Origin of the sequence: Tenacibaculum todarodis (genome assembly GCF_001889045.1) — a bacterium.
In the GTDB taxonomy this organism is placed as follows: Bacteria; Bacteroidota; Bacteroidia; order Flavobacteriales; family Flavobacteriaceae; genus Polaribacter; species Polaribacter todarodis.
Genome location: NZ_CP018155.1, coordinates 20,674 through 36,245, shown reverse-complemented (window position 1 = coordinate 36,245; position 15,572 = coordinate 20,674). Strand labels below are relative to the sequence as shown.

Below are 15,572 nucleotides of genomic sequence, written 5' to 3'. Positions count from 1 at the left end.
CAACTAATTTAATAACACAATTTTATGAAACAAAAATACTTTTTAAAAACATTATTAGTTGCATCACTTTTTTTGGGAATCCAAAATTCCTGGGGTCAATTAAGTATTACAACTGCTGATACAGACTTTACAATTGATTTTGATTCAACAGTTGCTGATGTTAATAACGGACAGTTTATTGCTTCAGGTTTAGATGCTTCACCGGCATCTGGACAATTAGATAGTGATGCATGGACAATTACTGGATTTAGCTCTGCTGCTGATTTAACAAGAGGAGAAAATGATGGAGGAGTAAGTACTGGTGGCTTATATGCATTTGATATTTCAAATGGTGGCACAAAAAATAACGCTATTGGAATTCAACCAGGTGGCTCAGATTTTACTCCTGGAACAATTACTTTAAAGATTGATAATAATACAGGTGCAGCGGTTATAGAAACAAATATTAGCTACAATATTTGGATTTTAAACAATGCACCAAGAGGAAACAGTTTTAACTTTTCTTATAGTACAGACAACTCTACTTACACTGAGGTTGCTGCAATGGATTTTACATCAACTGGAGACGCTATTCCAGAAGCTAGTTGGGAACAAATAGGAAGATTTAAAAATATTTCTGGATTAAACATCCCTGATGGTGGAAGCTTATATATTAGATGGACTGGAGATGATGAAGTCGGTAGTAGTTCTAGAGATGAATTTGCTCTTGATGATATAATTGTAAAAATGTCTGGAAGTGTTCTTGATACAGATTCTTTCAATAAACTTGATGTAAATGTATATCCAAACCCAGTAACTAACGGAGAGGTTTTTATTAAATCTTCAAACGGTGAAGAGAAGAATGTTGAAGTTTACAACATTTTAGGAAGAAGATTAATTTCTACTAAAGTAAATGCTAATGATAGGGTTGATGTTAGTAATTTAAATGCTGGAATTTACCTTTTAAAGGTAAATGAAGGTGATAAACAACTTACTAAAAAGATAGTAATTAAGTAATAAATCACTTTTTTAAACTAAAAAAAGAGCAACTTTAAAAAGTTGCTCTTTTTTTATACAAGGTTTTTAACTTCTTCAAAATCTAAACCACCATAATTACCAGAACTCATTAATAAAACAGCTTTGTTTTTTAAATCTTGTTCAAATAAAAAATCTTTAAATTCTTGTGAATTTGTATAAATAATTAAATCGTCTCGTTGAAAAGCATTGGCAATTTGTTGCTCAGTAATTGCTAATAATTGTTTTATTTTTACTGCATGCGGCGAGTAAAAAACAACTGCTTTATCTGCATTATCTAGAGCTCCTTTGTACTCCGCCAAAAAATCTGCATTTAAACTAGAATAGGTATGTAATTCTAAACACGCTAAAACAGTTCTATTGTTATATTGATTTTTAACCGCAGTTGTAGTTGCAGAAACTTTACTTGGACTGTGGGCAAAATCTTTAAAAATTACTGTAGCATCATTTTCTGCAATCTTTTCCAAACGCTTGCTTGCTCCTTTAAAAGTTACAATAGCTTCATAAAAATCATCTTCATCAATTCCCATGTGCTGGCAAATCCACTTTGCACCTGCTAAGTTTTGTAAATTATGATTTCCAAAGATTTCTAACGGTAAATCTCCTTCCTCAGTTTCTAAAAAAGTAATTCCGTTTTCTATAGAATGTTTTGGTGTGTTATACTCGTATTTTTTAATATGATTAGTAGAAGATTCTACCACATCTTTTACAATAGTATCCTCTTCATTATAAACCATAATTCCGCCGTTTACCAAAGAATCTGTAAAAATTGAAAACTGCTCCACATAGTTTTCAAACGTTGGAAAAACATTAATATGATCCCAAGCAATTCCGCTTAACAAAGCAATATTTGGTTTGTATAAATGAAACTTTGGACGCATGTCTATTGGCGAACTCAAATATTCATCGCCTTCTAAAACAATAAATTCGTTTTCTTCCGTTAAATGAACCATGGTTTCAAAGCCTTCTAATTGCGCTCCAACCATGTAATCTACTTTTTTATCATGGTAATTTAACACGTGTAAAATCATAGAGGTTATAGTTGTTTTTCCGTGCGAACCACCAATTACAACCCGTGTTTTATCTTTAGATTGTTCGTATAAAAACTCTGGATACGAATATATTTTCAACCCTAATTCTTGTGCTTTTAACAACTCAGGATTGTCTTTCTTAGCGTGCATTCCTAAAATAATTGCATCTAAATCTGAATCTATTTTCTCAGGAAACCAACCAAATTCTTCTGGCAACAAATTATATTTTGCTAAACGAGATTTAGAAGGATCGTGAATTGTATCGTCACTTCCTGTAATTTGGTATCCTTTTTGGTGTAATGCTATTGCTAAGTTGTGCATTGCACTTCCGCCAATGGCTATAAAATGAATTTTCATTTACTAATAATTTATAATTGATGAATTTTCAACAAAAATCAAAAATACAAAACCAAAGTAGATTTAACTATCTTTAAACCGAAACTCATTGAAAAGTTACGTTTACGTATTAAAAAGACCTATTCACGCAATTTAGATTGTGTATTTTTATAAATAATTGGTCTTTTGATTTGTAAAACATTTAGATTATGAAAAGAATTACACCTTTATTACTGATGATATTATTATTTGCAACTAACTTAAACGCTCAAGAAAACTTTACAAGTTTGTGGGAAAAAGTACACAAATTTGAAGTTGATAATTTACCAAAATCGGCTTTAAAAGTTGTAGAAGATATTTACGCTAAAGCAGAAAAGAACAACAATTCTTCACAGATTGTAAAAACGTTATTCTATAAAAGCAAGTTTGCATTAATTTTGGAGGAAGATGCACAATTAAAAGTTGTTAATCAATTTAAAAATCAGATTGAAAAAAGTAGTTTTCCAACAAAAAATGTACTACAAAATGTTTTAGCTAATTTACATTGGCAATATTTTAATCAAAATAGATGGAAATTTTACCAACGTACAAAAACAAGTGAAAAAGTTGATGAAAACGATTTTAGAACCTGGGATTTAAACACTCTTTTTACAGAAATTCATACGTATTATGAAGCATCTTTAGAAGAAAAATTATTATTGCAAAAAGTTGATGTGCATCAATTTGCAGACATTCTACATGTTGTAAAAGGTTCTAAAGAATTCAGACCAACGTTATATGATTTTTTAGCGCATAATGCATTATCATTTTATAAAACTCCAGAAAATAATATTACAAAACCAGCGTATCAATTTACAATTGATAATGCTAAATTTATAGACGAAGCAACTACATTTTCTCATTTAAATTTAGAGACAAAAGACAGTTTGTCTTTAGAGTTTAATGCTTTAAAAATCTATCAAGATTTAATTGGTTTTCATTTAGCAGATAAAAATCCAACCGCTTTGGTTGATGTAGATTTACAACGTTTGCATTTTGTAAAACAACACGCAACTTTCAATAATAAGGAAGTACTTTTTTTACAAACCTTAAAAGACTCTCAAGAGAAACATAAAAACAACCAAGAAAGCGGATTATATGCTTTTGAAATTGCGCAGATTTATCAACAACAAGCCAATTCTTATTCAGCAGAAAACAATACAGAACATCGTTTTAAAAACAAAGAAGCATTAGCTATTTGTAATTCGATTATTGAGAAATTTCCAGAAAGTAATGGCGCAAAAAAGTGTATTGCTTTAAAAGCACAAATAAAGAATAAGAGTTTACATATAACTTCAGAAAAGTATGTACCAATTGATACAAATTCTCGTTTATTAATCAGTTATAAAAACGTTGACAAGCTAAATTTTTCAGCATATAAAATCAATAAGACGCAATTAGAGAAACTAAACAGAACGCATCAAGATTCTGCTAAAATCAATTTTATAAATAAACTTGACAAAGTAACTTCTTGGAACGCCACTTTAAGAAATGAACATGATTATCTACAACACACAACGGAAGTTATTGTTCCAAAAATGGCACAAGGAAATTATTTAATTGTTGCTTCTGAAAGTACTGATTTAAATGACAAATCAATCTTTGGAACTGTAAACATGCAAGTTACCAATTTAGCATTGGTAGAAGCGAACAACAACGGGATTTATACGTATCAAATTGTAGATAGAAACAACGGGGCACCTATTAAAAATGCTTCCATAAATCTTAAAAACTACAACACAAGCAGATATAATACACCAATAAATAAAAATTTCACTACCGATAAAAACGGATTTTTCAGCTATAAAAGTGCTGCTCGTCATAATCAAGTTGTTATCACAGTCAATCATAATAATGATACTGCAACTTTTGGTGATTATTACTTATACCAACATCGCGATAACTCCAACAAAAAGGTTGATAATGAAATAGAAATTAAACCTTTTATTTTTACAGATAGAAGTATTTATAGACCTGGACAAACTGTTTATTTTAAGGCAATTGTATTAAAAAAACAAAATGAAAAATCTGAAGTTTTCACAAATGAATATGTGAAAATAATTTTATCTGATGTTAATGATCAAGAAGTAAAAAATTTAGAATTAAAACTAAATGAATTTGGTTCGGTTGCTGGAGAATTTAGACTTCCAAATAATGGCTTAACTGGAGAATATTCAATTGAATTAGAAGGAAGTGATAAAATTGACGAAAGTAAATATGACGTTGATAATATTTATTTTAATGATAATAATATTGTTATTTCAGTTGAAGAATACAAAAGACCAAAGTTTAAAACCGAATTTAAACCAACTACAGAAACCTTTAGATTAAACGATAGTATTACCATAAACGGATTTGCAAAAGCTTTTGCGGGTTCAAATATTACCGATGCAAAAGTGGTGTATCGTGTGCATAGAAAAGTACAGTATCCAAGTTGGTGGTATTGGAGAAGACCAAATTTTTCTTCTGAAGCGCAAGAAATTACGCATGGAGAAAGTATTACAGATGCTAAAGGCGAATTTAAAATCATTTTTAAAGCATTGCCTGACGAAAGTGTTTCAAAAGAAAGTTTACCAATTTTCACCTATGAAATCTCTGCCGATGTAACGGACGTAAACGGAGAAACTCGCAGCGCAACTACAACAGTAAAAATTGGTTATCATGCATTAGTAGCAAAACTTTCCATTGCTCAAAAAATTAATAAAAACGAGAAAGATAATACGGTAACTATAACAACTGAAAACCTAAATGGTGAATTTGTAGCTGCTAAAGGAACTTTAAAAATTCACAAATTACAAGCACCTAAAAATCCGTTAAGAAAGCGATCTTGGAACGCACCAGATTATCAAGATATTTCTGAAACTGAATTCAGAAAACTCTTTCCGCATGAACCGTATACAAATAATGAAGCAAATGATAAAAATTGGGAAAAAGGAGTTTTAGTTTTTAAAACTAATTTCAATACAGATAAATCTAAAGAAATTAAATTAAAAAACATAAAAAAATGGTTAGGTGGTTCAGGAAACTATATTGCCATTGTGGAATCGCAAGATAAATTTGGTCAAAAAGTAAAAGAAGAAGCGCGTTTCACTGTTTTTAGTCCTTCAGAAGAAATAGTTTCAGACAGTAAATTATTTAGTATAAATCCGAATAAAACAAATTATTTAGTTGGCGAAAATGTTGAATTAAAAATTGGTTCTGCTTCTAAAGACATTAGTGTTGTTGTACAAATTGAACGCAATCACAAAATTGAAAAAACGCATATTGTTCGTTTGAACAATGAAATTAAGACGTTAAAAATTCCTGTTAAAAAAGAAGACATTGGCGGATTTGCAATTCGTTATCATTATGTAAATTATAACGATTTTAATCGTGGAAACTTAGTTATAACTGTTCCTCATAAAAAAGAAACATCTATTGCGATAGAAACTAAAACATTTAGAGATAAGTTACAACCTGGAGCAGAACAAACTTGGAGTTTCACCATTAAAAATGACAAAAACGATAAAGTTGCTGCTGAAGTTTTAGCTTCCATGTACGATGCTTCTTTAGATGAATTTAAACAACATAATTGGCAATTTAATCCAATTCAACAACCTGCAGCGTATTATTCTTATAACAGAAGTTCTGCAAGCCATAGTTTTGGAAATACAAATTTTCATATTAGGAATAACCACAATATGTATTATTCAATTCCAAATAACCAATATGATGCTTTGAATTGGTTTGGGCTTCATTTTGGAAATAATAGAATGCGTATGATGATGCGAAAAGGAAATGTAAATATTGTAGAATCTATAGAAGAAGATGCTTTAGATGAAGTTGTAGTAATTGGTTATGGAACAACAACTAAAAAATCATATACTGGATCTGTAAGTAAAGTTTCTGATGCTCTTGAAGGTCAAGTTTCGGGAGTTTCCATAATGAATGATAGTGCTCAACCTGGAAATGCACCTAAAATAATGATTCGAGGAATTGGTTCTATTGAAAATGGAAAAACACCTCTAGTAGTTATTGACGGAAAAATAGTTAAGACTAGTGACCTTAATAATTTAAATATGGATCTTGTTGCAGAAATGTCTGTTATTAAAGGAGTTGATGCAGTGGCAATTTATGGTCAAAAAGCAGTAAACGGCGTTGTAATTATCACAACAAAATCTGGTCAAGCAAAATTAGATTCGGAGTTAGCTAATGTAAAAGCACGTAAAAACCTCCAAGAAACCGCCTTCTTTTTTCCGCAGTTACAAACAGATAAAAAAGGAAACGTGAGTTTTAAATTTACAGCTCCAGAAGCATTAACACGTTGGAAATTGCAATTGTTAGCACATACAAAAACATTGCAATCGGCAACTAAAACATTAAAAGCAGTAACGCAAAAAGAGTTAATGGTTGTACCAAATGCACCTCGTTTTTTACGTGAAGGAGATAAAATTATCTTCAGTTCTAAAATCAGTAATTTAACAGAAGAAATATTAAATGGTTTTGCGCAATTACAACTTACCAATGCAATTACTGGCGCAGAAATTAATACCGCTTTAAACAATTTAGAGAAAAACAAAAACTTTACAGTAGATAAAAACGGAAACACAAATGTTTCTTGGACATTATCAATTCCTGAAAACATTGGAGCAGTTCAATATAAAGTAATTGCAAAAGCTGGCGATTTTTCCGATGGAGAACAAAATGCATTGCCTGTTTTAACAAACAGAATGCTGGTTACAGAAACGTTACCAATGTGGATTCGTTCAAATCAGACAAAAACATTTACGTTAGATAAGTTGAAGAATAACAGTTCATCAACATTAAGTAACCATAAATTAACGTTGGAGATGACGTCTAATCCAGCTTGGTACGCAATACAAGCGTTACCGTATTTAATGGAATATCCATATGAATGTGCAGAGCAAACTTTCTCTAGATATTACGCAAATACGTTGGCTACGCATGTTGCAAATTCGAATCAGAAAATTCAAGAAGTTTTTACTCAATGGAAATCTTCGGATGCTTTATTAAGTAATTTAGAGAAGAATCAAGAATTAAAATCGTTAATCATTCAAGAAACGCCTTGGTTGCGTGATTCGCAATCGGAAACGGAACAAAAGAAACGAATTGCGTTGTTGTTCGATTTATCGAAAATGAAGGATGAGCAATCAAAATCTATTAAGAAGTTACAAGAAATTCAGATGAATTCTGGTGGTTTCCCTTGGTTTAAAGGCGGAAGATATCCGAGTGCTTTTATTACAAACTACATTGCTTCTGGTTTTGGGCATTTACAAAAATTAGGTGTAACAGATTTAGACAAAGACACACAACAAATGCTTGATAAAGCTGTTCAATTTTTGGATGAAGAAATTGTTGAAAAATATGACGATTTATTAAAAAGAGCTGCAAAAATTAAAGCTAAAAACGGTCAGAAAAAGTATGAGGAATTCTTAAAACAAAATCATCTAAGTTATTTCGCTTTACAATATTTATACATGCGTAGTTTTTATATTGATAAACAATTCAACAAGAAAACCAGAGAAGCTGTTGATTATTATACACAACAATCTGCAACTTATTGGAACGATTACAACTTGTACGCAAAAGGGCAAATTGCATTGATTCAGTTTAGAACTGGAGAAAAATCTATTGCCAATAAAATTGTAAAATCGCTAGAAGAAAATAGTATTACTTCTGATGAATTAGGAATGTATTGGAAAGAAAACACTGCTGGTTATTACTATTATCAAGCACCTGTAGAAACACAAGCATTGATGATTGAAACGTTTTCTGAAGTTGGTGTCATTCCGAATGAGCCTGAAAGTGCGAAGAGGAATCTGAATAATATCGATAATCTAAAAATCTGGCTGCTAAAGAATAAGCAAACAAATAGTTGGAAAACTACCAAAGCAACATCTGAAGCTGTATATGCATTATTATTAAACGGAAGCGATTGGATTTCTATAACTGATATGGTTGATATTAATTTAGGTGATATAAAAATTGAACCTTCAAAAATGAAAGACATTGCAATAGAAGCTGGAACTGGTTATTTTAAAACGTCGTGGAATGCACAAGAAATTACACCAAAAATGGCAGATGTAACAATTGCTAAAAAAGGAAATGGAATTGCTTGGGGCGGTTTGTATTGGCAATATTTTGAAGATTTAGACAAAATAACCTCAGCTGAAACTCCTTTAAAATTGAAGAAAAAACTATTCTTAAAAGTAAATTCAGATACAGGAAAAGAATTACAAGAAATTAAAGAGAATACCGAATTAAATATAGGTGATTTAATTACTGTTCGCATAGAACTACGTGTAGATAGAGCAATAGAATTTATTCATATGAAAGACATGCGAGCTTCTGGAGTAGAACCTATAAATGTTTTATCCCAATATAAATGGCAAGATGGTTTGGGATATTATGAAAGTACAAAAGATGCGGCAACAAATTTCTTTTTTGATCGTTTACCTAAAGGAGTCTATGTTTTTGAATACGATGTTCGTGTAAATAATGCTGGTAACTTTAGCAACGGAATTACAACAATACAAAGCATGTATGCTCCAGAATTTAGTAGTAATAGTGAAGGAATTAGAATTAATGTAAAATAGCGTTGTATATTTGCAACCTCATATTAAAAATACAATTATGAAAAAAATACTTTTAAGTTTAGGATTAATTATCGCAGGAGCTTTTTCTGCAAATGCACAAGATATTTCTGAAAACGCAATCGGTTTACGCTTTAGTGGTGGAAACGGAGTTGGTGGAGAAATTACCTACCAAAGAGCATTAGGAGAAAACAATCGTTTAGAAATTGATTTAGGTTTGGCTAATGAATTTACAAATTTTAAAGCAACTGGTTTATACCAATGGGTTTGGAATTTAGAAGACAAGTTTAACTGGTACGCTGGTGCTGGTGGTGGAATAGTTTCAGCTGGAGGAACTGGAATTTATGCTGCAGGTGTTGTTGGTATTGAATATGATTTTGATACTCCAATATTACTTTCTGTAGATTACAGACCAGAAATTGGAATTTCTGGAGGTTTAAGCGGTTTAAATTCTGATGTTGCACTTTCTGTAAAATATCAGTTTTAAGAAAACTCTTATTACAATATAAAAAAATCCTCTAAATTAACTTTTAGAGGATTTTCTTTTTTTACTTGCTTTTGCTAACGGATTAAAGTCTAATGCTAGTTGCAACCAATAATGTAAATCGTCTTCCAAATCTATGGCTTCATCACTTAAATAAACAAATCCTTTCATTTTTTTTCCTGTAAAGTCCATTGGTTTACAACCTTCCTTTAATATAGATTTTTCAAAAATATCAGGATTAATTCTAGCCATGATTTGGTCTTTCATTACTCCAACACACATTTTATTGTCTATCATAAAAACAAATCCGCCAAACATTTTTTTAGCATTAAAATGAATACTTTTTTCTCTAAAAAACTGAGCTACTCTATCAACTAAAAACTCATTATAGGCCATTATTTTTTCTTTTTTGGAGGGAATTCAGAAAACACTTTTGGTAGTAAAGATTGATAATGTTTAGTTCTTTCTTCTGGTGCTGCTTTTACTTTTAATAAACTTTCTGAAATAGATTGCCAGAATAGTTGATCTTCTTTTGCAGAAACAAAATCTATTGTTAATTGCTGTAACCTTTTTTCTGCACCAAGTGAAATACCGGTTGAAACACCAATTCCAAATCCGCCATTTCCTCCTCCAATTCCAACTCCTACATTATTGTCTTCTTCTTTTTCTAATTCTTTAGATGAATAATTAATATAAAAATCTGGTGTTTCTGATAATTTTAAACCTTGTTTATTAAGTGTATTTTCTATAGTTGATTCTATTCTTTTTATATCAAAATCGTTTAATCCTTTTCCTGCATCACTAAAAAAATTAAAGGTTTTATATGTTGTAAAATCTTCTTGTGTATCATAATCATATACAATTTTTGGTGATGAACAGGCTACAACTAAGAATAGTAAAAGGTATTTTAAATGTTTCATTTTTTTCTTTTTTTATTGATTGCTCGGTTTTGCGTTAGGGATTGTAATGACATCCTTTTTTTGTTTTTCTCAAAAAAAGATATAATGGAAAGCCCGCTCGAACGCCCAAATATAAAGCAAAAATTATTCCATAAAAATAAAAAAAGTCTTGCAATTTCTTACAAGACTTTTAGGTTCAGTTAGTTGTTTATTATTGAACCGCCTCCAAAGCGTCTATGTTTCCATAGCCATATTTAGAGTGTTTACTTGGATAAAAATCTGCAGATTGCTTCATTTTATTTAATACTTGTGTGCGCGACCAAGTTGGGTGTTTTGCCCAAACCAACGCTGCAATACCTGCTGTTGTTGCCGTTGCCACAGAAGAACCGCCTACATAATCTGCTTGACCGTTATAATAACTTAAAACTGGCACTTTATTACTTGTACCATTTGTACGTTGCATTTGTACCGTAAAATCTATTTTAGAACCTGTATGACAAACATCACATTTACTGTATTGACCTTCTTTTACACCTGTTACAGCTACCGTTTCGCTCATACTTGCTGGAAAAATTACTCCGTACCAAGTTGTAAAACTTGTTGATGTTCCGCCTGCTGCAATTATCATTTTCCCTTTACCATACGCATATCTTACGGCATCTTTTACTTTACCAATACTAAATGGAGAACCTATTGACATAGAAATTACTTTTACATCGCTACGTTTTCCTAAAGCTGTTAAAGCTTCTGAAACTCCTCTTTTTTCGTGATAATCGTTAATTATTACATTTTCTACTGCTCTATAAGAAACTAAATTTGCATTGTAAGCTACACCAACTGGTAAATTGTTATTATTTCTTGGCGCAGTTGCTACTGATGCCATGCTTGTCCCATGACCACATTTATCGTGCACACCGTCGTAATTATTAGACCAAGACCACCAAGAATCTACAAAGGTTCCATATTTTTGAACAAATCTTCCTGAAGAATCTCCATCGTTAAAATCTTGGTTCATTAAGCTTTGTTGAGGAGATAATCCTGAATCTACTACAGCTACAGTTACACCTGCTCCTGTACTATGATTCCATGCTGCAGGAATGTTATGTGCATCAAAAGACCAAGGAACTCTTGATCCTGGGGCTATAGTTCTATAATCTGCTGAAGATAAAGTTGAAGACTCATAACCGCAACCAGAACCAGATGAAGAACTAGAAGAACGAGCTTGTACTTCTTGCTCATTAAAATAATCATATCCTGTTGGTTCTATGTATCTAACTCTTCCTTGTTTTAATAATTTTTCTACAGTTGCAAAGTTTTTAATTTGAATATCAAATACATTTATATCTTCATGTGAAAATATTTCTGCTTCACTCCTAGCTTTTGTATTACTTAGCTCTTCCGTTTTGTAAATAACATTTAGAATATCATCTTTTACATCTTTTGAAGATGATGATTTAGCAAATTCATCAGAAGAATAACCATAACCAATTGTTAGAATTCCATCACCTAATTTAACAGCACTATAAATAGTTTTTGCATCGGCTTTTGACCAATCGAAATCTCCTGTAGTTTGAAGTGAATTATCTATAATTTTATTGATATCAGCTCTTGAAAGTAGTTCTTGATTATCTATTGTTTGTTGTTCTAGAATTTCATCATTAGAACATGAAGCAATAAGTAATAGTAAAGTTAATGCGTAAAGTAGTTTTTTCATAATTGAGGGTTTTAAATTAAAATCTCACGAATATAATAAAAATATTGTGAAAATTTTAACAATTTAAAAAATAACCAATACTAAAAATGCGAATTACGCAATTACTCTTTTATTACTACTCTTGTTGGTGTGTCTTTTCCGTTAATAATACTTTCAGTTCCTTTTGCAACTGCCTGTATAGTTTGGGTAACCACAGTCATGTTTAAAGTTGCTGCTTCGTCAGATACTTTATGATAATCTTTATCTACATCAATTGGTGTTGTAGAAAATGTATGAGATGGAACTCCTAAGCGCGCTAAAGAAGCATTGTCTGATCTAAAAAATAAATTAAATTTTTTATATGGATCTGGAAATAATTGATAACCTGTTCCTTCTAAGTTTTTCTGAATTATTTTACCAAAATCAGAACGTTCAAAACCTGTTAACCATGCAGTATTTGGCCCAAAACTTGGTGTTTTACCAATCATTTCTAAATTAATTCCAGCAACAAATTTAGAAGCATCAATTCCTTTTCCAAATTCTGTAGAACCAATTAAGCCCATTTCTTCACCTGTAAAAGCCGCAAAAACAATTGTCCTTTCGTTTCCAACGCTTTTAAAATATTCGGCTAACACTAAAACTCCTGCTACACCAGAAGCATCATCATTTGCTCCATTAAAAATTAAATCTCCTTCACCATCTTTTTTCATTCCTAAGTGATCGTAATGTGCAGAAACTATTACAATTTCTTCCTTTTTACTTTTACCTTCTAAAACACCTATAATATTACTACTCGTAATATCTTCTCCTGTTCTTCTATTTTTAAATGTAAATGTTTGACGATAATCTGCCAAGTCTTTAAACGTTTTTAAACCAATACGTTTAAACTCATTTTCTATATAAACTGCTGCTTTTTCTATTCCTGGAGTTCCTGTTCCTCTTCCTTCCATATCATCAGAAGCTAAAGTATACAAGTGTTTTCTTACCGTTACACTATCTATTGTAGCTTGTGCTTTTTCTACAACGTTAGATTTCTTTTGACTGGTTACACTTTTAGTTTCTTTACAAGAAATAAAAACTACTAAGGCACTTAAAATTAATGTGATTTTTTTCATTTTGAATACATTTTTAAAAGGTTAAAGATAGCTAATTAAAATACGTGTTTTTGAAGATTTTCACCTCAACAATAAAACAACTTTTTTCTTAACATTAAAGCATTAAAATTTACAAAAAAAATAATAAAATTTAACATAGTCAATGTTAACATTATAGCTATCTTTGCGCCTCGAAAATTTTTTTAAATAAAATAATTATGAAAAAAATAGTATTATTATTAGTTGTAGTATTCTGTACAATGACAGAAGCTAACGCACAAGAATTTAATCAATGGTCTATAGATTTAGGTGTTGGTGTACACAAACCAGTTTTCCCATTGTCTTCTGGATATGGAACTGATACTCCAGATTTTTGGCAAGCAAATATTGGTGGAAGATACATGATTAACGAAAAATTTGGTTTACGTGTAGATTTCGGATTTAATCAATTTTCTGAAGCTGACGGAGGAAAGCCTTTTGACACTGATTATTATAGAGGAACTATAGAAGGTGTTGTTAATGCAGGTGAAATCTTAGGATTTAGAGACTGGACGCAAAGAATTAACTTATTAATTCATGGTGGTGTTGGTTTATCTGACCTTAAAGCTTACCAACCTAATGCTCCAAAGGACAGAATGATAAATGTTGTTTTTGGTGTAACTCCACAAGTTAAATTAACAGATCGTGTTGCTTTATTCTTAGACGCTTCTGTTGTTGGTCATTTATACCAAAATATATCTTTTGATGGAAATGGAAGAACTTCTCGTAATGGTTTTAATGGTGGTTTATTTAATGCTTCAGTAGGTCTTAACATCTACTTAGGTAAAGAAAAAACTCATGCAGATTGGTATGTTGAATCTAACGAACCTACTGTTGAAGAAACTAACGAGTTAACGGCTTTAGAAAATCGTTTAAAAACTGCTGAAGCTAAAATTGCTAAATTAACAGGTGTTAAAAGCGATTATAACAAAGCTGCTTTAGTTACTGAATTAGATAATAGATATTCTAAAAAAGGAAAAACTACTGTTGCTCCTAAAGTAGATTTTATTAAAGAATTATTAAACAAAGGGTATGAAAATGTATATTTTGACTTTGGTAAAAGTACTATCCAAAAATATTCTTTAGAAGCTGTTAACTATGTAGCTAAATACTTAACTGAAAACCCTTCTACTAAAGTTGAATTAACTGGTTATGCAGATGAGTTAGGTAGCACAAATAGCAACCAATCTTTATCAACAAAAAGAGCAAAAAAAGTATACGATGTATTAGTTGCAGCGGGTATTTCTTCAAATAGATTATCATACAATGGTAAAGGTGAAGATACTTCTGTAAACAAGAACTCAGAAGAAGCTAGACAATTAGTAAGAAGAGTATCTTTTACAATTAAATAATTATTATAGCATAAAATTCTTATAATTTAGCCGCATTCATTTAATTGAATGCGGTTTTTTTTATGCTTTTTTTAAAAATTGATTTTAATATCAATTTAATAGAGCTAATTAAAATTTGTATTTTTGCATAAAATATTTACAATGAATTTATCTTTAGTTCCAAATATAAAACACACAGATTCTAATAATTTTTTTTTACTTGCTGGTCCTTGTGCCATAGAAAGTGAAGATATGGCAATGCGTATTGCTGAAAAAGTAATTTCTATTACAGATAAATTAGAGATTCCTTATATTTTTAAAGGAAGTTTTAAAAAAGCTAATAGAAGTAGAATTGATAGTTTTACCGGAATTGGAGATGAAAAAGCCTTAAAAATTTTACGTAAAGTTTCTGAGACTTTTAACGTGCCAACAGTTACCGATATTCATGAAGTGTCTGATGCTGCTTTAGCTGCTCAATATGTAGATGTTTTACAAATTCCTGCTTTTTTAGTTCGGCAAACCGATTTAGTAGTTGCGGCTGCAAAAACTGGTAAGGTTGTTAATTTAAAGAAAGGACAATTTATGAGTCCAGCTGCCATGCAACACGCGGTTCAAAAAGTAAAAGATAGTGGCTCTGATAAAGCTTGGATAACCGATAGAGGAACTATGTTTGGTTACCAAGATATGATTGTTGATTTTAGAGGAATTCCTGAAATGAGAGAATTTGCTCCTACAATTTTAGATGTTACACATTCTTTACAACAACCAAATCAAACAAGCGGTGTTACAGGTGGAAGACCAGACATGATTGAAACTATTGCACGTGCTGGAGTTGTAAATAACGTAGATGGTTTGTTTATTGAAACGCATTTTGACCCTGCAAACGCAAAATCTGACGGAGCAAACATGTTAGATTTAAACTACTTAGAGAAATTATTAACTAATTTGGTTGCTATTAGGAAAACTGTGAATAATTTATAGGCACAATTTTTGCTCAACAAAGTTGTTATATAATTTCA

At 30.9% G+C, this 15,572-nt stretch carries 10 protein-coding genes; 5 read left to right on the top strand and 5 right to left on the bottom strand.

The genetic code is table 11. From position 1 onward, the window contains the following. The first annotated feature begins 24 nt into the window (after positions 1 to 24). Entirely contained in the window at positions 25 to 996 is a 972-nt protein-coding gene (locus tag LPB136_RS00150; protein ID WP_072554196.1) for a T9SS type A sorting domain-containing protein, read from the top strand. A 53-nt stretch (positions 997 to 1,049) separates the two neighbouring features. Here the strand turns inward: LPB136_RS00150 and LPB136_RS00145 are convergent, their stop codons facing one another. Further along, positions 1,050 to 2,402, bottom strand: a complete 1,353-nt coding sequence (locus LPB136_RS00145) for a UDP-N-acetylmuramate--L-alanine ligase (RefSeq protein WP_072554195.1) — start codon at positions 2,400 to 2,402, stop codon at positions 1,050 to 1,052. A gap of 188 nt (positions 2,403 to 2,590) precedes the next feature. Between LPB136_RS00145 and LPB136_RS00140 the strand changes: the two genes are divergently transcribed. Then, positions 2,591 to 9,016: an alpha-2-macroglobulin family protein gene (locus LPB136_RS00140; RefSeq protein WP_072554194.1), complete on the top strand. Its 6,426-nt coding sequence runs from the start codon at positions 2,591 to 2,593 to the stop codon at positions 9,014 to 9,016. Positions 9,017 to 9,053: 37 nt separating this feature from the next. Continuing rightward, complete coding sequence (locus LPB136_RS00135; protein WP_072554193.1) at positions 9,054 to 9,500, top strand: porin family protein; 447 nt, start codon at positions 9,054 to 9,056, stop codon at positions 9,498 to 9,500. Positions 9,501 to 9,536: 36 nt separating this feature from the next. On the opposite strand, the gene LPB136_RS00130 is transcribed toward LPB136_RS00135, so the two are convergent. The 4 genes from LPB136_RS00130 to LPB136_RS00115 form a co-directional block, all read right to left on the bottom strand. Further along, entirely contained in the window at positions 9,537 to 9,893 is a 357-nt protein-coding gene (locus LPB136_RS00130) for a TfoX/Sxy family protein (protein ID WP_072554192.1), read from the bottom strand. Further along, entirely contained in the window at positions 9,893 to 10,417 is a 525-nt protein-coding gene (locus LPB136_RS00125) for a DUF4136 domain-containing protein (RefSeq protein WP_072554191.1), read from the bottom strand. Before LPB136_RS00125 ends, LPB136_RS00130 begins: the two co-directional genes overlap by 1 nt. Positions 10,418 to 10,607: 190 nt before the next feature. Next, positions 10,608 to 12,110, bottom strand: a complete 1,503-nt coding sequence (locus LPB136_RS00120) for a S8 family peptidase (protein WP_072554190.1) — start codon at positions 12,108 to 12,110, stop codon at positions 10,608 to 10,610. A gap of 101 nt (positions 12,111 to 12,211) precedes the next feature. Next, positions 12,212 to 13,204: a M28 family peptidase gene (locus LPB136_RS00115; protein WP_072554189.1), complete on the bottom strand. Its 993-nt coding sequence runs from the start codon at positions 13,202 to 13,204 to the stop codon at positions 12,212 to 12,214. Between the two features lie 197 nt (positions 13,205 to 13,401). Here LPB136_RS00115 and LPB136_RS00110 point away from each other — a divergent pair, with 197 nt between their 5' ends. Together LPB136_RS00110 and kdsA are read left to right on the top strand one after the other, a co-directional pair. Next, entirely contained in the window at positions 13,402 to 14,574 is a 1,173-nt protein-coding gene (locus LPB136_RS00110) for an OmpA family protein (RefSeq protein ID WP_072554188.1), read from the top strand. A gap of 141 nt (positions 14,575 to 14,715) precedes the next feature. Continuing rightward, positions 14,716 to 15,534, top strand: a complete 819-nt coding sequence (gene kdsA, locus LPB136_RS00105; RefSeq protein WP_072554187.1) for a 3-deoxy-8-phosphooctulonate synthase — start codon at positions 14,716 to 14,718, stop codon at positions 15,532 to 15,534. The last annotated feature ends 38 nt before the right edge of the window (positions 15,535 to 15,572 follow it).